The organism is Mesorhizobium xinjiangense (assembly GCF_009749525.1).
Taxonomy (GTDB): domain Bacteria; phylum Pseudomonadota; class Alphaproteobacteria; order Rhizobiales; family Rhizobiaceae; genus Mangrovimarina; species Mangrovimarina xinjiangensis.
Genome location: NZ_WOAC01000002.1, coordinates 147,078 through 166,671 on the forward strand (window position 1 = coordinate 147,078; position 19,594 = coordinate 166,671).

Consider the following 19,594-nt stretch of genomic DNA (forward strand, 5'->3'; position numbering starts at 1 on the left):
CGCAGCCGCTGCGCTGCCTTCCGCAGCGGCACCAATTCCCCAATCGCGGCCGTTTTCATCGCCGTTGCCGCGCGGTTCCGCCCGCGCGCGCCTCTCGTCCCGCTGCGCGGGCGTTGAATTTTGGCAGCCCTTCGGGGCTGCCTTTTCTTTGGGCTCATCATTTTGAGCCCGCAAAGCAACCCACATCAAAATGGAGCAGACTATGCCGCAAGACCTGCCGCACCCTGCGGCAATACCCAAATGGTGGACCGAAAGGGACATCAACTTCGCGGAGCTATCGCACGCCACCGGTACGGCCTTTGATACGCTGTACACGTGGCATCGATTGATCCGCGCGGCCGGCCACGAGTTCGGCGCCAAGTTCCGCGGCGAATGGCACTTCAGCGCCCGCGAACTTTACGCCTTCCATATTGCGGCCGCGCTGCAGCGCCTGCGCTACCCGGTTGGCCACGAAGTGCTCAATGCGATCGTCAAGTTCGCGGAAGCGCCGGAGCCGCCGACCGAGCCGTTCATCATCAAGGGGGATGAAACCGGCGTGGCCGCCGTGTTCGTCAGCGCGCACGTGCTGTTCGATGCCACCGTGAAGATGATGGCCAATGTCAGGGAGGGCAGCCATGCTTAAACGTCTCCGCAAGTTCCTTGGCCTTCGCAGTTACGACGCCGCACAAGGAGGCAGACGCTGGCGCGGTACGCCGTCCATGCGCGCACCCGTCACCGCCGCACACGCGGCCCGTGGAACGCTTGCGGCACGTGCGCGATATTTGGTCGGCAATAACCCGCTTGCCGCCGCTGGCGTCCAGGCGTGGGTCAGCCAGGCGGTCGGCGTGGGTATCAAACCCAGCAGCCTGCATGCCGATGCCGGCACGCGTGATGCCCTTACCGCAAGGTTCACCGAATGGACCGATCAGGCTGACGATGAGGGCAGAACGGACTTTTACGGCGTCCAAGCCGACCTGTTCAAATCAATGGTCACGACCGGCGAAGGCTTGGCGCTGATGATCTCGACGCCGGCCGGGTTGCGCATCAGGGTACTCGATCCCGAACAGTTGGATGCCTCGCACACCGTCGCACTCGACAATGGCGCGCGCGTCATCAGCGGCGTCGAATTCGACAGACACGGGCAGCGCGTTGCGTACCACATTTTCGACCATCCACCCGGATTGGACGCGGGGTTCCAGCGTCAGCGCCGCCGTGTGCCGGCCGAAGACGTGATCCACACTTTCCGCCGTGACTGGCCCGGCCAGGTACGCGGAATAAGCTGGTTTGCGCCCGTACTTTTGCGGCTCGCTGATCTCGATTCTTGGTCAGATGCGCAGCTTACGGCACGGTGCGCCGCGTCATTGGCGCCGCGGAACGCGAAACGCTGCACCGCGCCGGTCTGTAATCGCGGCAGGTTGATACCGGAAAGTCGGGGAGAATGTCGTTTCCCGAAACCGCCTAACGGAAATCGGCTTCTGTCAAGGTGTAGGAGGTGCGGCGTCCATAAGAATAGGCTTCACGTGCGACATCGTGGATCGACCCGCGTGCTGCGTCGAAAGCCGTAAGGAAATCCGCTTCGGACAATTCCATGCTGCCCGGCAGTGTTAGTGCGGCTGCCTCGACGAAGAACGGCACCTCGAACATGCCGTCATGGCCGATGAAGCGGACGGCATTTCGAACCTCGTCAAACCTGCGGCTCCGGTTGGGAAACTGCAGCGTCATGGCTAGCAATCCTCTATTGGATATCGTTCGATCGGGGTGCGCGGCATGAGGCCGCCCCGACCCTTGCGACGCCCCTGGTTGCGGCGGTTGAGGGACAACATGCGATCGGTTGCGTACGACTGGCTCAGGCCAGTCATGGTCTGACCGTCTACATGCCCTGGAACGCCGGTGAAGACATGGTAGACGGTCCAGGACCGATCCGCTTCGATGCGGCGGCCATATTGTTTGTCCAGGGCATTGCGGCCGGATGCGCCGCCCTCATTCTCCCAGACTCCGATCTCGAGAACGTTGCGCATTTGCTCGGTATCGTTGCAGAGGTTCATGATTGCAGCCTTCCTTCGTCCATTGCTTCAGCTTCAAGAATGCCGGAATAGAGCGTTGCGCCCTTCTCGTCGGTGATTGTCACCACTCCGGCCGCTGTGGCATTTCGAGGTCTGCGAAAGCTGCCGGGCAATCCCGATCGCGCTGTCGAGATCAGCAGCTTCCACAGACTCGCGACCGACAATGGCATGTGCGTCGTCAGCGTCACGGGTGCGGTGGAATTCGATCGCGATCTTCATAGCAGTCCTTCTGCATATTGCAGTGGCACGATGCTCCTCAGGGTTTGCGCTTGCCACGTGGGGCATTGGCGTACGCGGCGGGCTTGATCTGGTTGCCAAAGGTGCTTTCAGGTTTTGGCGGAGCCTTTTCCTGCTTCGGTTTTCTGATCTCGCGATTGCTTCGTTTCTGTCCCTTGGCCATGGCCGAACGTCCTTTCGATGAGTGATGGACCGGATTGCGAAATGACGACCGGTTCGAGATCGTCCTGCGTCGTCACCCGCTCGTGACGTTCCCCGTCATTGCGGATGCGGTACTGCGGTGAGTTCCCTCGCAGAGGAAGCGTGCCGGTGATGTGGTAGATGTCGGCCGCCGTCCGTCCGAAGCCACTCTTGAGCCTGACAGACTGCCCGACGGCGAAAACATGCGTTGAAGCCTCGCGGCGGAACTGACTGGCATTTCTTTGCCCGATGGTTGCAGTAGTCATGACTGCTTGTGATCCTTTTCAAGTGCGGCTTCTAAAACGGCCGGGTCGATCGGCACCATCTGACGTGTCGGAGCATTCGTGCCGATGGCCGGCAGGTGGATAAAGGCGCCGACACGTCGCCAGGCAACGCGGAAGGGTACATCGATCAGTTCCTCGTCCTGGTCGACGCGATAGTCTCCGGCTGGATGCGGCGTGTCGAAGCCGGGCAGTAGGAAGGGCGAAGAGAACCGGGCAACGGTCTGCGTGGTGCGTGTTGTCATGGTCGGATGTCTCCGCAAGAGCACGCCGATGCGCCTCCTGCATTGTGCCTATCCGAACCGGAACGACTTCTAGGCCACGGGTAGCGGCGGGGTACGCTCCAGGGTTGGAACGGGCGGCATGCGCGCCGGATTGACGCCATGCATTCGTTGTCGAGAATTCGGTGGTGAATGGCGGGTCGAAGTCTCTGACACCGCGAAGCCGATTCGGCCAAATAAACGTGTCTCACAAATGCACTTAAATATTGTTCTAAACAAGGCGTCGTCCCAATTTAATTTCGATCATGGAACCAAATTGTTTCTCCACTTAAGTGTGAGAAGGACTTTCTTTGAGAAGAGAAAATAATTCATTTGGATGGAATGAAATGAAAATGAGAGAATTATTAAATTGATATTTTAGATTGCCGAATAATAATTGTGAATTTTCTATTAGTGGAGTGAGAAATGTGCTACATTGAAGACGTGGTCGCCCTACGCGCCGGCCCCAGAAAGAATTCTCATGCAATTCCGTCGACTCCACGACCGCGTCGTCATTTTCGATCTGAGGTGCGTGTGCCCTACCCGAAAGGCAGCATCTGATGAGATACATTGATCGAATAAGGACAGAACCGTCGCTCTGGCTCGTGATCCTCATGGTCGGCGGCGTGACCGCCACGATTCTTTACGTGTTTATGACCTAAAACCTAAAAGTCTCGTTCTGCACATGGCCCTCCTGACGCGACGAGCGAATGGCCGAGTGGTAAAGGAGGGCCAACCCATGAGCATTCAAGACAGGATCATCGCCGCCGTGGAGGCGGCGGTGATCATCGTAATTGCCGGATATTTCCTTCTATGGCCCACTGCCGAGAAGCCGACAGCGGGCGGGCGTCAGCGGATATAAATCGTAAGCACCCCTTCGTCATTCATTGTCGCGGTGACGACGCGTCCAATTTCGACCGAGCGGCGTCTGAGTTCCTGTTGGATCAAATCATTGCTTATGATCGCAGTTTGCATCATCGCCCAACCGTCATCAGTCTTGGCCAGAGCATCCTCGATCGCCCGATACCAGTCACTTGACTTGAAGGCGTTCAGGTCCACGACATCAAGACGAACATAGGAATCAATCGCACGGAGTTCGTTCGCGTTGATATCGTTGGTCTCAAGCGCGGTTATGACTTCCTGAATATTCACTTCGCGTTCGGCAAGGTCGCTCCCATGCACAATCGCCGGCAAGCTTCCGTAGGCAATCAACGCGATGAGCCACATGATGCTCGATTTCATCGCAAGTTCCTTGCTGATAATCACCTCCCACCACCGGTGAAGGCGCGTCGAGCCATTCCTGTCCGCTAATCCGTCGATTCTTCAGTGGTCGTCGCATCGCCGGTCGTGGCCGGCTCTTCGCCACTCGGCCAGACAGCATAGCCGATCAACAGGACTACAATAACGGCGGCCAGAATAATCCAATTGCGCTGGGTCATATTTCCCCTCCGTTGATTGGACGGCGTGCCAGCCCTCCGCCTGATAGTGAGAATTGCATGGGAGCACCAGAAGCAGCAACCGGCAAGCGTGAGCACACCAACGGAAGACTGCCCATTAGGGCGGACCTTTCGTAATCGACCCAAGGGCTTCCCCACCCGGTTAACATCCTAATGTCATGTGTTACCCTCAAAACGTAACGGAACGAAACATTGCGTGCGGAGGAGAGGAACATGCGTGAACGAAACGTTCTCATGCAAAGCTGGGAACAGTGTCGCCCCACCAAGGCAGTCTGGCTTTGGTCAGTTGTAGGCGCGGTCGTTGCCACCGTCCTGCTCGGCTTCACCGCCGGCGGATGGACGACAGGGGGGTCGGCAAAGCTGATGGCGGAGCAGGCCGCGCGCGATGCCAAGGCGGATCTCGCGGCGACCTTCTGCGTCGAACGCTTCGTCGTGTCTGATGAGGCAGCAAAGCATTTTGCCGCGCTGAAGGAAGCATCGACCTGGGAACGCGATAACCTCATCGAAGACGGCGGATGGGTAACATTTGCCGGCATCGACGATACGATCCCCAGTGCTGCCGACCGCTGCGCCGATCAGATCGCGGCGATGGATGAATTGCCGATGCGGCAAGTGGAGGCCCCGGCTCAGCCCTCCGAAGGCTAGACACGACCGAATATCGGCATAGGATGCATGGTTTCAGCACAGATGCCCCATGCATCGAGGCGAGAGGCTCAGAGAGCGGATGAAAAGCACCACCTGCGTTCTGAGCCCGCTCCGGGCCGCTTCAACTTTGCCAAGGTTCCCATGCTTCACGCACGCGCCGTTGTTCTCGGCATCGCCACAAGCCGTCGTTCGCCCAATCGAAGGCAATACCGGGCGACGGCTTTTTCAAGCGCCCTGGAAATATGCGGAAACAGAGGTACGCCGCGCGAACGCGCTAAGCCGCCCCCCCTGGCTACAATGTGGCTATAAATTTTGTAGCCAGTTCCCGGTAAGTAGCTAAGCATTTGAATTTATTGGTCGGAGCGGCGGGATTCGAACCCACGACCCCTTGACCCCCAGTCAAGTGCGCTACCGGGCTGCGCTACGCTCCGAACCGGGTGCTGTCTATCGCCACTTGACGCGGCCGGTCAATCGAAATCTGACCGATATCGCGACAACCTCTCACGAACCTCTCAGGCAGGCGCCATCGCACGGCTTGCGACCGCATCGTGCTGATGGCGCGCTTCCAGGGCGATCGCGCCCCAAACCATGCCCAATAGCAGGTAGAAATGCCGCCAGTGATCGGTGTCGATGACAGTGCCGAGCAGGATGTGGCCGATGAGCACGATATAGGCGCACAAGAGATAGGGCTGCCAGGGCCGCTCGCGCATCAGGATGCGCCCGCCGGCGCCGAGCGTCCACACGATCAGGGTGAAATAGGCGGCAAAGCCGGCCCAGCCGTAATCGAGCAGCGCCTTCAGCCAGATATTGTGCGTGTCTTCGCCGTAGAGCCGGCCGAAATCCAGCGCACCGATGCCCAGCGGCCGCTCCATGGCGAGTTGGAACCCGATGATGTGGCGCGCAAAGCGCCCGAGCCGCGCGCCGTCATAGTCCTGGACGAGCTGGGCGCGGACAAGGAACAGGTCGGATATGGCCGGAATCTGCAATGCGATCGCCAGGCCGATGATCAACACAGTTGCGGCAACGAGGCACATCAGGAGGATACGCATGCGGAAGGCGCCGCTGCGATGCCTGACGAGCAGGATGAATGTCAGCATGAGGGCGGCGAATACGAAGAGGCCCCAGGCACCGCGTGAAAAGGAGAGGAAAAGCCCGAAGACGATGACACCGAGCGGCAGAAGATAGAGCGGAATGCGGGAGAGGGGGCCGGTCAGGATGCGGTGGAGCAGGACCAGGCCGGGCAGGGCGAGGAAGGGGCCGAAGACATTGGGATCCTCGAAGACGCCGGCGGCGCGGTCATATCTGGTGAACATCTCGGCGCCGGGAAAGGCGTGGAAATAGCCCAATATGCCGAAGAATGCGGTTCCCACGGCCGCGGCCGTCCACGCCCCGACGACAACCCCGTAGAGGGCCGGCCTGGCTTCCAACACGGCGGCGTAGAAGATCGCCGTCAGGGCCAGGAACAATGATACGGCGAGATAAAGCGGCGTCTCGTAGAGCGCGCTCATCTGCGTCATGGCCGCCATACCGCCGATGTTGAAGATGACGAGCAGGATAATGAGCGGTGAGGCGGCGCGCGACAGTTTCAGCCCGAAGAGCGACCACGCGCCGATCAGGGCGATCATGTAGAGCTCGTAGGGCGCGGGCTCGGAGATGACGAATCCGGACAGGAGCACGCCGAGCGCCAGCGCGGCCGCCGCGATCATCGAGACGAGCTTGGCGTCGACCGCCTGTCGCGGCATGTGTCGGCTGATTGCGCTCAATTGGCCCACTCAGTACGCGTTGTCCGTGTTGGCCAGCCGGATCGGCGTCAGGAACAGGATCTTCAGGTCCAGCCACAGCGACCAGTTCTCGATATAGTCGAGGTCGTAGGCGGTGCGCTTGCGGATCTTCTCGTCGGTGTCGAGTTCGCCGCGCCAGCCATTGATCTGCGCCCAGCCGGTCACGCCCGGCTTGACGCGGTGGCGCGCGAAGTAGCCGTCGACCACTTCCGTGTAGAGCCTGTTGTGCGATTGCGCGGCGACGGCGTGTGGGCGCGGGCCGACCAGCGACAGGCCGCCGAAGAGCGCGTTGAAGAATTGCGGCAGCTCGTCGATCGAGGTTTTCCGGATGAAGCGTCCGACCCGTGTGACCCGCGGGTCGTTGCGGGTGACCGACTGCTTGGCGCTCGGATCGCACTCGTCGACATACATCGAGCGGAACTTGAAGACCTCGATCACCTCGTTGTTGAAGCCGTGCCGCTTTTGGCGAAACAGGATCGGGCCCTTGCTGTCGAGCTTGATGGCGATGGCCGTGGCCAGCATCACCGGCGAGAAGACGACAATCCCGAGGAGCGAGAAGGCGATGTCGAAGGCGCGCTTGGCCACCCGGTCCCAATTGTTGATGGGCCTGTCGAATATGTCGAGCAGCGGCACCGCGCCGATGAAGGAATAGGCGCGCGGGCGAAAGCGCAATTCGCTCGAATGCGCCGACAGCCTTATGTCGATCGGCAATACCCAGAGCTTCTTCAGCATCGTCAGAACCCGCGCCTCCGCCGTGATCGGCAGCGAGACGATCAGCATGTCGATGCGCGCGATGCGGGCGAAGGTGACGAGCTGGGCGATGGTGCCGAGCTTGGGATAGCCGGCCACGATCGGTGGCGAGCGTCGGTTGTCGCGGTCGTCGAAGATGCCGCAGATGCGGATATCGTTGAAGGGTTGCTGCTCGATGGAGCGAATGAGCGTCTCGGCAGCCGTGCCGCCGCCGACGATCACGGCGCGCCTTTCCATGCGTCCGTTGCGCGTCCAGCGGCGGAGGACGCCGGAGACGACGAGCCGGATGGCAAACAGGCTCGCCAGTCCGCACAAATACCAGCCAGCGAACCAGACGCGCGAAAACTCCTGCGCCGTCTTCGACAGGACGCCGGCGAGCGCCAGCAATGCGAAGGTCGCCGTCCAGACGAGAATGATCCTGCCGGCATGGCCGAGCGGGTTGTGCAGCGCCGGCATCTGATAGGCGTCGATCATCTCCAGCAGGACAACCGCGATCAGCGATCCGGCACATATCGCGATCGCATATTCCCACGCCATTTCAGGGATATAGCCGACATAGACGGCCTGGATGGCGCCGCCCAGAAGCAGGAATAGCGCACATTCGAGGATGCGCAGCACGCCGCTGACCATGATGGGCGACAAGGTATCGCGGCGATAGTGCCGGGCGACCTGGCGCGCGTCCGGGCTCAGCCCGCCGTCATCCGCCGTCGGCTCGTCATTGTCATGATGACGTTTGGAATCCGTCTCGAACCGGGTCGCCGGATCGATTGTGTTCATTGTCCCGCCCTCCGCGGCAAACCGCAATCGTTCGTCCGCATTGAGATCGGCCTAGCGCCGGCACGCTAAGAAACCATTGATGGCGCGGGGGTGGCGATGCGAACGCCGCCGTTGAGGCAGCGGATCTGGCAGGGTTGGTTAAACGGCGCTCAAGACAAAGCGGCGATTTTTAATCATTCCGCCGGCTGCGAGGCGTCCTGCGGCCGACGGGTCGGTTTCAGGCGCGCCGGGGGAAGGGTGCCGCGGTAGATGTCCTCAATGCGCGCCGCCATGACGTCGGCGCCGAAACGCGAGCGCAGACTGTCCGCCGGCGGCATGGCAGCGGCAAAAGCGGCCTCGTCGCTGAGTGCGTGTGCCATGCGCGCGCTCAAATCGGCGACATCCGGCTCGATCAGGCCGCTCGCGTGGCCGGCAAAGATTTCGGGAATGCCGCCGACGGCGCTTGCGATCATCGGCTTGCCGGCAGCCAGCGCCTCCAGGACGATATAGGGCATCGCCTCGGCGCGCGACGGCACCACGATCATGCGCCCCAGCGCGAAGGCGTCGCGTGCCGGCATGGGTTTGAAGAAGCGGATGGCAAGCCCGAGTTCCCGGGCCCGTTCGATATAGCGCGGCAGGCCGTCGCCGTCGCCCACCATGGCGGCGCTGAGCGGGCGCCCGAGTGCCTCCTGTGTCCTTGCCAGCGCCTCGATGAAGATGTCCGGGCCCTTCAGGTCGCGCATCATGCCGATATAGAGGAAATCGGCCGCATCCGGCGCCAGCGGCACGGGTTCGAACTCGCTTGCCGCCAATCCGTTATAGACGACGCTGTAAGGCGAGGCCGGCGTGCCGATCTTGCGGCGATAGGTCTCCATCTCGTGGCGCGAGACGAACAGCACATGGTCGCTCAGATGCCCCAGCATACGCTCAAGCAGGAAATAGAAGCGACCCGACAGCGTTGCTGCATCGTAGTGCAGGCTGCCGCCATGGGGGGAATAGAGGCGGGCGGCGCGAACCCTGGAAACCCGCAGGCAGGAGCCGAACAGGCGTGAATAAAAGCCCCCCTTGGCGCCGTGTCCGTGCAATATATCGGGCCGCAATTGCTTGAGGATCGTGAAGGTGTGCCGGGCCGCGACGAGGTCGCCGGGTCCGATCTGGCGCTGCATGGGGGTGCGCCACACGCCCAGCGATACGGTCGGCTCGATCTGTCTGAAAAGCGCGTCCTCATAGGCGCCGCCGGTCGAGGAATCGCAGACGATTCCGACATCGTGTCCGGCAGCGGCCTGCGCGGCGCACAGGTCGCGCACATGCCTGAAGATGCCGCCGATCGGCGAGCGGAAGCAGTGTACGATGCGCAGTTTGCCTTCCACGTTTCCCCGCCCCGCCGTGGTCAGAACAGACGTTCGCGAACATAGATCGTGTCGCCGGGCAGTACCGGGTCGGATGTCGGCACCCGGCCGTTCATGACCTTGCCGTTGATGTCCCGGGTGATGTCGACATCGCCCTGGTTGGCGCGCGGCGAGAACCCGCCGGCCATGGCGACGGCCTTGTAGACGGTGAGACCCGGCACATAGGCGTACTGGCCGGCAGCGCCCACCTCGCCCATCACGAAGACGGGACGGTAGCGGTCGATCTCGACGGAGACGTCGGGGTCGCGCAGATACCCCTTGCGCAGCTTGTCGGCGATGAGCGTTTCGATCTGATCGGCGGTATGGCCGCGTGCGGCGATCGATCCGACAAGCGGGAACGCGATATACCCGGCCTGGTCGACGCTGTAGCTGTTGGTCAGCCCCTCCTGTTCGAACACGGTGACGCGAATGCGGTCGCCGGAATCGATGACATAGGACTGCGTCAGCGATTCGTGAAAAGCCGCCGGCGCCGGCCGGTAGCCCGAGCACCCGGACGCCGCAAGCACGGCCAGCAGCGCTGCCGATCTCAATGTTGGGCGCATGGTCAAGCGTTGCCTACCCCTGAATGTCGCGGCCCCCCAAGGACGCGTGATCGGCCCCGTTATCCGGTCGTCAGGGTTAATGCGCGGTAAAGGGGCGGCTCGTCGTGTATGGACGGATTCGTGTGCTTGACGCGAAGGGGCGGCGATTAACCGGCCGGTTACCATGCCGGTTTAGGCTTGCGCCCGATTATCGGGAGCTCCATCGCATGGCCGGCGTTCAAAGCCACGACCAGGATATCGACATCGACGTCCGGGCGCTGTTTGCAAGCCTGGGCGCGCACTGGCTGCGCATCCTGGTCGTCACCCTAAGCGTCGCGGCGGTGGCCTTCATGCTCGCCACGATGGCGACGCGCCACTACAAAGCCGAAACGCGCATCGTCATCGAGACCCGGGAATCGGTGTTCACGCGGCCGCAGGAGACGGCAGGCGCCGCCTCGCCGGTGCTCGACGACCAGGGCGTGACCAGCCAGGTCCAGATCATCACCTCGAGCGATCTGTTGAAGACCGTCGCCGCCGAGCTCGATCTGGCCGGGCGGGCGGAATTCAACGCCGCCGACGACACGTCGCTTGTGTCGCGCCTCTTGGGCGTTGCCGGGCTGAAGGATGGCAATGCGGATGTTCCCGAAGAAGAACGCGTGCTGCAGGCGTTTCGCGAGCAACTGACGGTCTACAAGGTCGAGGGATCGCGCGTCATCGTCATCGAGTTTTCCTCCGAAAACCCCGAACTCGCCGCGCTCGTGCCCAACGCCGTGGCGGATGCCTATCTGGCCATGCAGCAGGGCGCGAAACTGCAGTCCAACGCCGACGCGACCGAATGGCTGCAACCGGAAATCGCCGAATTGCGGGCCCAGGTGAGCGACGCCGAAGCGAAGGTGGCCGATTTTCGCGCCAGCTCCGATCTCCTGATCGGCAACAACAATTCGGCGCTCGCTACGCAGCAACTGTCCGAACTGTCGAGCGAACTGTCGCGTGTGCGTGCCAATCGTGCGGCAACCGAGGCGGATTCGCGCGCCGTTCGCGACGCGCTCGCGGCGGGTGCGCCGATCGATTCCCTGCCGGAGGTCCTGTCGAACGGGCTCGTGCAGCGGCTGCGCGAGAGCCAGGTCCAGCTCAAGGCAGAGATTGCCGATCTGTCGGCCACGCTGCTCGGCAATCATCCGCGCATCCGGGCGCTGCGGTCGCAGCTCGCCGATCTCGACCGGCAGATAAGCGCCGAAGCCGAGAAGGTGCTCAAGGGCCTCGAGACGGAGGCCAGGGCGGCGGCGCTGCGCGAAACCGAGCTCGTCGCCGAGCTCGATCGGCTGAAGGTCGAATCGAACCGCGTCGCCCAGGAAGAGGTCGGGCTCAGGGCGCTGGAGCGCGAAGCGGCCGCGCAGCGCCAGCTTCTCGAAACCTATCTCGCGCGCTACCGCGAGGCCGTCTCGCGCCAGGACCGCAGCTACCTGCCGGTCGATGCGCGCATCTTCTCGCGCGCCACGGTGCCGGCCGAGCCCTATTTCCCCAAGCCCGTGCCGATCGCCGGTGCGGCCTTTGCCGGGTCGCTTCTTCTGATGGCGGTCGCGACGCTGCTGGCAGAGCTGTTTTCGGGTCGCGCCATGCGTCCCGCGCCGCGCCCGTCGGCCGCGCCCGCGGTGGCGCAGATCGTCATGCCCCTCCCGGCTCAGAATGGTGCGGGGAGGGCATCGAGCGGCGCATATTCGGCTGGTGCCGGCAACCATGACGGGCCGGGGCGTTTGTCCGTATCCGCGGCCGCGCGGCGCCTCGCCGAGAAGGGATCGCCACGCGCCGTCTTCGTCTCGCCCGAAGGCGACGAAGCCGCCGCGGTCTCCGCCATGGTGGCGCGCGAGGCCGCCGATGCCGGCCTGCGCGTGCTCTTGCTCGACCTGACGACATCGGGTGCGGCCTCGTCCGCCATGCTCGACGGCGCGGCGCCGAAGGGCATTACCGATCTCCTGTGCGCCGAGGCCTCCTTCGGCGAGATCATCCATGCCGACCTTTACTCGCATTGCCACGTCATTCCGGCCGGCCGCGGCGATGCTGCCGAAGCCATGCGGGCGATCGACCGGCTGCCGATCGTCCTGCAGTCCCTGACGACGGCGTACGATCTCGTCGTCATAGAATGCGGGGAGGTCGATGCCGCGCGGCTGCGGCGGGTTGTCGGCGACGGCGCGGAAGTGATGCTGAGCGCCATCGACGACCTGGACGAGACGGTGGTCGCGGCGGCAAGGACGCTTGTGGCGGAGGGCTTCGGCAGGGCCGCTCTGGTATTGCCGGGCGCCAATGCCAATCCCGCGCCGCATGACACGGCCCGGTCGCGATCGGCGCCACTTGCCTGAAGCGACGATTTCTTAACGCTAAAGCACTCTCGTCTGTCGAAATACGGCATTTGCCGTATGCCATTTCCCCTCGCCCTTCTCTAGCTTCTGCCGCCAAGCCGTCATGGGTGCGGGCGGGCCGGGCGTTTTCACGCGCCCTCACAATGCGCCATGTGTCTGACAAGACAAATGGAAGGAAATGCAATGACCAGAAAAATACTGATCGCCATGGGCATGTCTCTGGCGTTGTCCGGTGCGGCAAGCGCGGCGGTGCCGGCCGGTACCGCCGGGCTGGCCAAGGACACCGTCGCGGCGAAGGCCGCCGCGCAGGAGAGCATCATTCTGGCCAAGGGACCGGTGCGGAGAACCTTTGTGCGCAGGTGGTGTCCTAAATCTTTGTCTCCTATGTGCGGATCCTGATGGGACATCGGCCTGCGCCAGGCGACTCGGGAGACGCCTGACGCCATGCCGGATGTCCATTTGAAGGCGGGGCACGCTCCGCCTTCAACCGGCCGGCAGCCCGAGCCTGACCGCATAGGCGGCAAGCTCGGCGCTGCTGTGCAGGTCGAGCTTGCGCATCAGGTTCTCGCGATGTTTGCGCACCGTAAGGGGGCTGATGCCGAGACGGTCGGCAATCGCCTGCGAGGTGACGCCATGCGAAATGAACGCCAGAATCTGCTGCTCGCGGCGAGACAGCGAAACATGGGCCGGGATTCCGGCGGCGGGTTCCACCGCCCTGGCATCGCCTTGGTTGTCAACGGCAAAGCGCAGGCTTTCGGCCACATAGGTCTCGCCTGTGCGGATTGCCTCGATGGCGGCGGCGATTTCGTCCGAGGCACCGTCCTTGGCCACATATCCGCTGGCGCCGGCGGCAAGTGCCGCCCTGACCGACCGCGGCTCGACATTGGCCGAAAGAACCAGGATCCGGGTTTGCGGATGTCGCGTGCGCATTTCCTCGATGAACTGGAAACCCGGAAAGCCGGGCATGCCAAGGTCGAGAATCAGCAGGCCCGGCTTCGTCTCGTCGAGCAGCGGGACGAGGCTCTGCGCATCGCGGGCCTCTCCCACGACACTCACCGCGCCGATGGCGGACAAGAGGAGCCGCAATCCGTCGCGGACGATGGCATGATCGTCGGCGATCACTGCCGTTATGGGCTGGCGCATTCTGTGCACGAGTTCCGGGGGGCGCAGTGGTGAATTGGATTTTGACGCTATATAGGCTGGCTGCTGGTTCAGCAAGTTACGTATGAACGCCATAGATTTCGAGACGGACGATTTTGCAGCGTGGGGCACTGTGCACAACGTAAAGATTCGCGACGCGCTCATTGAGTTCCTTTATCGCCAGTCCAGGGCGATCATCTTCGCGAATTTCGCCATACCGTTCGTTGTGGCCTATATCTTCCGCGATGCGGTTCCCCGGACGTGGCTCGTCAACTGGCTTGCCGCAATGGTGGCGGTTACCACGGTCCGTCTCCTGGCCATCCGCCTTTTCGCCAGGCGGCAATCGATCGCCGGCTCGGCGATGCATTGGGCGTGGCTGGCCGCTGGCTTTTCCTGGGTCTCCAGCATGCTGTGGGGCGCGGTCGGCTGGGTCGGTTTCGATCCCGGTACGCCTCATCTGTTCACCTTCACCGTGGTGGTGTTGACCGGCCTGTTGTGCGGCGCGATCCCCTCGCTGTCGGCATTTCCTCCGGCCTATCTCGGTTCGATCGCCGCCATGCTCACACCGGCCGTGCTGCGCTGCATCGCGGGCGAGGGAGAGGATTACCACGCCTATCTGTTCTTTCTTGCCTGCCTTGCCGGCGTCAATCTCTACTACTGCCGCAACACCTATTGGTCCCTCTACGAAACGATCAGGTTGCGCTTCGAGAACGAGGGTCTGATCGAAAGCCTCGAAAAGGAGCGCGACGCGGCCGCGGCGGCAGACCGCGCCAAGACCCGCTTCCTGGCCGCGGCCAGCCACGATCTGCGCCAGCCGATCCATGCGCTTGGCCTGCTCAACACCACCTTCGGCGCACTGGCCGAACGCGGCGACGTGCGCGCCGAGGATGCGCGCAGCCTGGCGGCACGGACGAAATCGGTGACATCGAACCTTGCCGGATTGCTCGATTCCCTGCTCGACATTTCGCGCCTCGATGCCGGCGTCGCCACGCCGGCGCGCGAGCCGGTCTGCCTGCGCGACCTGATAAACGGTTTGCGTACCGAATATTCCGGCATGGCCGAGGAATGCGGCCTTGACTGGCGTGCGGTCGGTAGCAGCGCCTTTGTGGACAGCGACCCGATGATGCTGAAGCGCATCCTCGGCAACCTCCTGTCCAATGCCTTCCGCTACACGCCGGAAGGCCGGGTCCTGCTGGGCTGCCGCAGGAGAGGGGCGGAGATCGAGATCCAGGTCTACGACACCGGCATAGGCATCCCGGCGGACCAGCAGTCGGCGATCTTCGACGAGTTCTATCAGCTTCACAATCCCGAGCGCGATCGTGAAAAGGGGCTGGGGCTGGGGCTCTCGATCGTGCGGCGAACGGCGCAGCTCCTCGGTCACCGGATCAGGCTGGTCTCGACCCCGGGAAAGGGCACGATGTTCTCGGTGACCGTGCCGCTCGTCCGCATGCCGGTCGAACGGTACCGGACCGCGCCGTCGGCCACGGACAGGCCGCTGGCCATCGTGGCGATCGACGATGAGCGCGATGTGCTCGATGCGCTGGCCGACCTTTTGGGGCTCTGGGGCCACCGCGTCTATGCGGGCCGGTCGGCGGACGAGGTCGTGCGCGCGCTTGCGGCCGAAGGCGGTGGCGAGCCCGCCGAGATCGACCTGCTGCTCGTCGACTACCGGCTCGGCCCCGACAGCACCGGCCTGGATGCGGTGCGCGTTCTCGACCGCCATCTGAGCCGTTCCGTTCCAGCGATCATAATGACCGGCGATACGTCGCCAGCCCGGTTGCGGGATATCATGGCCAGCGGCCACACGGTGCTGCACAAGCCGGTGGACGGGGAGGCGCTGCGCAAAGCCATCCAGGTGGCGGTCTTCCCTCCGCTGACGGCGAGTACGTCTCAGCCCGCCTCGTGATGCTGCAGCAGGCGGCCTGAGATGTCAGGCGCCGCGCAGCTTTCGCAGTTGCTTGACCAGGGACCAGAGCGCGGGACTTGCCTTGATGCGGCGCTTGGCTGCCGCATTGGCGCGCATCAACCCCGCTGCGGTGCGCCCCGCGACCGAAAGCCCGAGCATGATGTCGAAATGATGCGTTTCGATATCGCACCACTGACGCTTGTAGGGCTCGTCGCCGACGCTGAAGTCGTAAATCGACAGTCCTTCCGCGCAGGCGGCCTGAATGCATTCGAAATCAAGGAAGGAGCCGGGGCTCGCCGAGGCAAGCTCGTCAATGCGGAAGGTGCCGAACTCGCAAACGAGACTGTCGGCCGTGCGGCTGCAGCCGTTTACCGCGCGCAGCTTGCCGCCGATCTCGAGCCCGCGGAGCAGAAATTGCGGACGGTCTTGCCCGGCGCACCGCCCGAACAGGTCGAAAAAGAACGCCTGAACCTTCGCATCGGCAAAGACGTTGTCGATGCCCTTGTCGGCGAAGCGGGTCGATTTCATGTCGAAGAAGGCCCGCAACAGCCTGTCGGACTCGTCGCGGCTGCCGGGCCGGACTAGTGCGCAGCCGCCTGCCGCTTCGAATTTGCGTGTTTGCGAGCGATGTTTTTTGTGCTTGCGCGAGGCGTTGCGCTGTCCAAGCACGGCCTCGAAGCCGCCGGACAGGTCGACCGCCAGTGCCGGATTGGGGCTTGGGCCCGTAGACAGTACGGCAAGCGGATTGGCCGCACCATGCAGCCCAGGGACCTGGCGCTCCAGGCACAGCATGTCGATATCCGGGCGCGCATGGCGAAACGCGGCGACCAGCGCGGACTTGAGTGACTGAGGCGCAGGCGTCGCCGTGCCAGGCACGGTCATCGCGAAATTGCCGTTGGCATGGGAGCCGCCCATGAAACGGGCGATCGTCAGCGGGCCGAATGGCACGATTTCGAGAGCCAGTGCGAATGCCGCCCTGCCATCGACCACGATGGTTGCGATCGCGCAGTCGCCGTTGACTTCCCGCGTCCAGCATTCGACCCAGTGCGGGTTTTGCGGCGGCGCAAAGACGGCGTTACGCGAAAGGGCGCGATAGGCCTCAAGGGCCGGCGGACCCGAGGCCACGTTCACGCTCACCTCGCCCGCGCGGCTTTCAGGCAATGCTCTGGCGCGGGTCGTTCCGGTTCTTGGAGCCGTCAGCGCCGCTTGTGCGTCAACCATGCATTCAGCCTTCCCTTGTAAGTCGGTGGGTGTGAAGCCTGCCGCCGGAAGGACGGCAGCGCGACGCTAGGCAGAAAAGGTGAAGGAATGATCGACGGGCGCAGATGGATGCACGAGATGGCGCTCGGCCTGGCCGGAACGGGAGGCCTGGCGTCTCTGGCGCGACCGCATTTTGGCGGTCTCGGCGCGATCATGATGCTGCACAGCGTCACCGCCACGCCTGAAACACGCATCGGCGCCAACGATCATCTTGTCATAGACCCCGACTTTCTCGACCGGCTGCTGTCTCATCTGCGGCACCAGGGTTATCTTTTTGCCTCCATGGACGAGGCCCTGGAGCGCGTTCGCTCGGCCGGTGGCGGCGCGCGCTTCGTCGCCTTTACCGCCGACGACGCCTATCGCGACAATCTGCTTGAAGCCTTGCCGGTCCTGGAACGGCACGGGGCTCCGCTGACCATCTATGTCGCGCCGGGGCTCATCGACGGTGATGCGGTGCTGTGGTGGGAGGTTGTCGAGGAGGTGGTTGCCCGGCTCGATCGGGTCGACCTGCCGGGTGCGGAAGGAATGCGCAGCCTCGATTGCTCGACGCTGGCCGGCAAGCGCAAGGCCAATCGCATCATCCAGGATCATCTCACCCGCAATGTGCCCGAAGCCGACCAGCACGCGGCCGTTCTGGCGCTCGCCCGTTCGGCCGGCATCGACTGCGCCGCCTTCATGCATGGACGGCTGATGGACTGGCGCCAGATCGCCGACATCGCCCGCCATCCGCTGGTGACGATCGGCGCCCACACCGTGCATCATCGCAATCTGAAGCGCTTGAGCGAAGACGGGGCGGCACAGGAACTCGCGCGCAGCCGGGCGATCCTGGAGGAAAGGCTCGGTTCAGCACCGCGTCATCTGGCCTTTCCCTATGGCTATGCGGCGGCGGCCGGCGAGCGCGAGGCGCGCCTTGCCGGCGAGGCAGGCTTCGCCACCGCGGTGACCACGCGGCACGGGCTGATCCACGCCGAGCACGCCGACCACCTGCATGCATTGCCGCGCATTTCGGTCAACGGCCGCCACCAGAACGTCCGTCACATCGACACGATGCTGTCGGGCATCACCACGCCGATGGCCAATCGCGGCCGCCGGGTGGTCACCGTATAGGCGCGCCGGTCACGCTTGCGGTGGCGGGCCGACCATCCATTTGATGATCGCCATGGCCGGCAGGATCCACAACAGGCCGGTAAAGAGGAAATAGGCAAGGTGCACCAACGCGCCCGCCTCGCCGAGCTTGGCCGTCGCGAAGGCGGTGGCGAGCAGAGCGTAGACGATGACCAGCAGCACCAGAAGGATGGTGCCGATCAGCTTTTTCAGCCTCAGCGGCATGGGCGGGTTCCTTTCGTCGCCGGTATTGCGCCCCCGGCCGGCGATGGCAAGTCCGTTTTGCCGATTCGAAGCTCCGCGACGGCGTGTCGCGCGGCGCGCAAGCTTGCCAGGGCGCGCGCAATGGTACACCTATCCGCTCCGAGACAAGCTTTCCGAGGCAGACATCGCATGGCCGTAACCGCCGCGCCCGACCTTGGCGACGTGATCGCCCGAACCGAACACAACCGCGCCCTGGCGCGCGGCTGGCTCTATCTCGTCGTTCTGGTGCTGATCGCGCTGGTGCTTGTCGGCGGCGCGACGCGGCTGACCGAATCCGGCCTGTCGATCACCGAGTGGAAGCCGATCCATGGCGTGATCCCGCCGCTCAGCGAGGCGGAATGGCAGGACGAACTCGCCAAGTACCGCCAGATCCCGCAATATCAGCAGATCAACAAGGGCATGAGCCTCGACGAGTTCAAGACGATCTACTGGTGGGAGTGGGCCCACCGCCTCCTGGCGCGCGGCGTCGGCTTCGTCTTCGCGCTGCCGCTGGCTTTCTTCTGGCTGACCGGCCGCATCGAGAACGGGCTGGGGCCGAAGCTGCTCGGCATTCTGGCGCTCGGCGCCCTGCAAGGGGCAATCGGCTGGTGGATGGTCGCCTCGGGCCTCGTCGGGCGGGTCGATGTCAGCCAGTACCGCCTGGCGACGCATCTCACCATCGCCTGCATCATCATTGCCGCCATCGTGGTCGTGGCACGCGGGCTGGCGCCGCACAGCGCCGGCCCTGCGCGCGCCGATACACGGCGTTTTGCGGGCATCCTCGTCGTCGCCGCTCTCGTCCAGATCTATCTCGGCGGCCTCGTCGCCGGGCTCAATGCAGGGCTTGCCTACAACACCTGGCCGCTGATGGATGGCGGTCTGGTGCCTGCAGGGCTGGGCGTTCTTCAGCCGGTCTGGCTCAACCTGTTCGAGAACCCGAAGACGGTGCAGTTCGTCCACCGCTGCATGGCCTATCTGGTGTTGATCCTGGCGCTCTGGCACATGATCGCCGTGCGCCGCGCCGAGCCCGGCACGACCCATGCCCGCCGCGCGCTTGTCCTGTTTCATCTCGTCCTTGTCCAGGCGGCGATCGGTGTCGCCACCCTAGTCATGCATGTGCCGCTGGGCTGGGCCCTTCTGCACCAGGGCGGCGCGCTCGCCGTGCTCATATTCGCCGCCGCCCATTGGCGCGGCACGAGGGGCAGCTATCCCGTTCCCACCGGTGTCGAGGTGCGAAACTGAATGCCGGGCATTGCGCCTTCGCC

Annotated in this window: 23 protein-coding genes and 1 tRNA gene; 9 read left to right on the plus strand and 15 right to left on the minus strand. The window is 63.6% G+C overall.

Features of this window, described 5'->3' with window-relative positions:
• Positions 1-202 precede the first annotated feature (202 nt).
• The gene (locus GM909_RS02975; RefSeq protein WP_157014720.1) at positions 203-622 is read left to right on the plus strand and encodes a hypothetical protein; all 420 of its coding nucleotides are present in this window, start codon (positions 203-205) and stop codon (positions 620-622) included.
• Positions 623-698: 76 nt separating this feature from the next.
• Positions 699-1,544 (plus strand): phage portal protein, encoded by an 846-nt coding sequence (locus tag GM909_RS26460; RefSeq protein WP_407941244.1) that lies wholly within the window; start codon positions 699-701, stop codon positions 1,542-1,544.
• Here GM909_RS26460 and GM909_RS02985 read toward each other — a convergent pair.
• The 5 genes from GM909_RS02985 to GM909_RS03005 all read right to left on the minus strand — a co-directional run bounded on the left by GM909_RS02985 (position 1,438) and on the right by GM909_RS03005 (position 2,985).
• A complete protein-coding gene (locus tag GM909_RS02985) occupies positions 1,438-1,701 on the minus strand; it encodes a DUF1488 family protein (RefSeq protein WP_157014722.1) in 264 nt (87 codons plus the stop codon). The genes GM909_RS26460 and GM909_RS02985 overlap by 107 nt on opposite strands.
• A 2-nt stretch (positions 1,702-1,703) precedes the next feature.
• Positions 1,704-2,024 carry a hypothetical protein gene (locus GM909_RS02990; protein ID WP_157014723.1) on the minus strand — a complete coding sequence of 107 codons (321 nt, stop codon included), beginning with the start codon at positions 2,022-2,024 and terminating at the stop codon, positions 1,704-1,706.
• Positions 2,025-2,057: 33 nt separating this feature from the next.
• On the minus strand, positions 2,058-2,261 hold the full coding sequence (locus GM909_RS02995; RefSeq protein ID WP_328600440.1) for a hypothetical protein: 204 nt from the start codon (positions 2,259-2,261) through the stop codon (positions 2,058-2,060).
• 107 nt (positions 2,262-2,368) lie between these two features.
• Entirely contained in the window at positions 2,369-2,725 is a 357-nt protein-coding gene (locus tag GM909_RS03000; protein WP_157014724.1) for a hypothetical protein, read from the minus strand.
• Entirely contained in the window at positions 2,722-2,985 is a 264-nt protein-coding gene (locus GM909_RS03005) for a hypothetical protein (RefSeq protein ID WP_157014725.1), read from the minus strand. The genes GM909_RS03000 and GM909_RS03005 overlap by 4 nt, the downstream gene beginning before the upstream one ends.
• Before the next feature lie 754 nt (positions 2,986-3,739).
• On the opposite strand from GM909_RS03005, the gene GM909_RS26235 reads away from it, so the two are divergent.
• Positions 3,740-3,862 (plus strand): hypothetical protein, encoded by a 123-nt coding sequence (locus tag GM909_RS26235; protein ID WP_268890728.1) that lies wholly within the window; start codon positions 3,740-3,742, stop codon positions 3,860-3,862.
• On the opposite strand, the gene GM909_RS03010 is transcribed toward GM909_RS26235, so the two are convergent.
• Positions 3,850-4,242: a hypothetical protein gene (locus GM909_RS03010; protein ID WP_157014726.1), complete on the minus strand. Its 393-nt coding sequence runs from the start codon at positions 4,240-4,242 to the stop codon at positions 3,850-3,852. The genes GM909_RS26235 and GM909_RS03010 overlap by 13 nt on opposite strands.
• 65 nt (positions 4,243-4,307) lie before the next feature.
• Positions 4,308-4,439: a hypothetical protein gene (locus GM909_RS26240; RefSeq protein ID WP_268890729.1), complete on the minus strand. Its 132-nt coding sequence runs from the start codon at positions 4,437-4,439 to the stop codon at positions 4,308-4,310.
• A gap of 252 nt (positions 4,440-4,691) precedes the next feature.
• On the opposite strand from GM909_RS26240, the gene GM909_RS03015 reads away from it, so the two are divergent.
• On the plus strand, positions 4,692-5,102 hold the full coding sequence (locus tag GM909_RS03015; RefSeq protein ID WP_157014727.1) for a hypothetical protein: 411 nt from the start codon (positions 4,692-4,694) through the stop codon (positions 5,100-5,102).
• 354 nt (positions 5,103-5,456) lie between these two features.
• On the opposite strand, the gene GM909_RS03020 is transcribed toward GM909_RS03015, so the two are convergent.
• The 5 genes from GM909_RS03020 to GM909_RS03040 form a co-directional block, all read right to left on the minus strand.
• A tRNA-Pro gene (locus tag GM909_RS03020) sits at positions 5,457-5,533 on the minus strand.
• Positions 5,534-5,614: 81 nt separating this feature from the next.
• On the minus strand, positions 5,615-6,865 hold the full coding sequence (locus tag GM909_RS03025) for an O-antigen ligase family protein (RefSeq protein ID WP_157014728.1): 1,251 nt from the start codon (positions 6,863-6,865) through the stop codon (positions 5,615-5,617).
• Between the two features lie 9 nt (positions 6,866-6,874).
• Positions 6,875-8,410 (minus strand): undecaprenyl-phosphate glucose phosphotransferase, encoded by a 1,536-nt coding sequence (locus GM909_RS03030; protein ID WP_157014729.1) that lies wholly within the window; start codon positions 8,408-8,410, stop codon positions 6,875-6,877.
• A gap of 173 nt (positions 8,411-8,583) precedes the next feature.
• A complete protein-coding gene (locus tag GM909_RS03035; protein WP_157014730.1) occupies positions 8,584-9,759 on the minus strand; it encodes a glycosyltransferase family 4 protein in 1,176 nt (391 codons plus the stop codon).
• A gap of 20 nt (positions 9,760-9,779) precedes the next feature.
• Positions 9,780-10,340 (minus strand): polysaccharide biosynthesis/export family protein, encoded by a 561-nt coding sequence (locus tag GM909_RS03040; protein WP_157014731.1) that lies wholly within the window; start codon positions 10,338-10,340, stop codon positions 9,780-9,782.
• A 206-nt stretch (positions 10,341-10,546) separates the two neighbouring features.
• Between GM909_RS03040 and GM909_RS03045 the strand changes: the two genes are divergently transcribed.
• Positions 10,547-12,676 carry a GumC family protein gene (locus GM909_RS03045; protein ID WP_157014732.1) on the plus strand — a complete coding sequence of 710 codons (2,130 nt, stop codon included), beginning with the start codon at positions 10,547-10,549 and terminating at the stop codon, positions 12,674-12,676.
• Between the two features lie 183 nt (positions 12,677-12,859).
• Entirely contained in the window at positions 12,860-13,075 is a 216-nt protein-coding gene (locus GM909_RS03050; RefSeq protein WP_157014733.1) for a hypothetical protein, read from the plus strand.
• 84 nt (positions 13,076-13,159) lie between these two features.
• Here GM909_RS03050 and GM909_RS03055 read toward each other — a convergent pair whose 3' ends face one another.
• Positions 13,160-13,819: a response regulator gene (locus tag GM909_RS03055; RefSeq protein WP_157014734.1), complete on the minus strand. Its 660-nt coding sequence runs from the start codon at positions 13,817-13,819 to the stop codon at positions 13,160-13,162.
• Positions 13,820-13,901: 82 nt separating this feature from the next.
• On the opposite strand from GM909_RS03055, the gene GM909_RS03060 reads away from it, so the two are divergent.
• A complete protein-coding gene (locus GM909_RS03060) occupies positions 13,902-15,722 on the plus strand; it encodes a hybrid sensor histidine kinase/response regulator (RefSeq protein WP_235911600.1) in 1,821 nt (606 codons plus the stop codon).
• Between the two features lie 24 nt (positions 15,723-15,746).
• Here the strand turns inward: GM909_RS03060 and GM909_RS03065 are convergent, their stop codons facing one another.
• The gene (locus tag GM909_RS03065) at positions 15,747-16,943 is read right to left on the minus strand and encodes a GNAT family N-acetyltransferase (protein WP_157014735.1); all 1,197 of its coding nucleotides are present in this window, start codon (positions 16,941-16,943) and stop codon (positions 15,747-15,749) included.
• Between the two features lie 87 nt (positions 16,944-17,030).
• Here GM909_RS03065 and GM909_RS03070 point away from each other — a divergent pair, with 87 nt between their 5' ends.
• A complete protein-coding gene (locus GM909_RS03070) occupies positions 17,031-18,089 on the plus strand; it encodes a polysaccharide deacetylase family protein (protein ID WP_157014736.1) in 1,059 nt (352 codons plus the stop codon).
• A 9-nt stretch (positions 18,090-18,098) separates the two neighbouring features.
• On the opposite strand, the gene GM909_RS03075 is transcribed toward GM909_RS03070, so the two are convergent.
• Positions 18,099-18,311, minus strand: a complete 213-nt coding sequence (locus GM909_RS03075) for a DUF2842 domain-containing protein (protein ID WP_157014737.1) — start codon at positions 18,309-18,311, stop codon at positions 18,099-18,101.
• 168 nt (positions 18,312-18,479) lie between these two features.
• On the opposite strand from GM909_RS03075, the gene GM909_RS03080 reads away from it, so the two are divergent.
• Complete coding sequence (locus GM909_RS03080) at positions 18,480-19,571, plus strand: COX15/CtaA family protein (RefSeq protein ID WP_157014738.1); 1,092 nt, start codon at positions 18,480-18,482, stop codon at positions 19,569-19,571.
• Positions 19,572-19,594 lie beyond the last annotated feature (23 nt).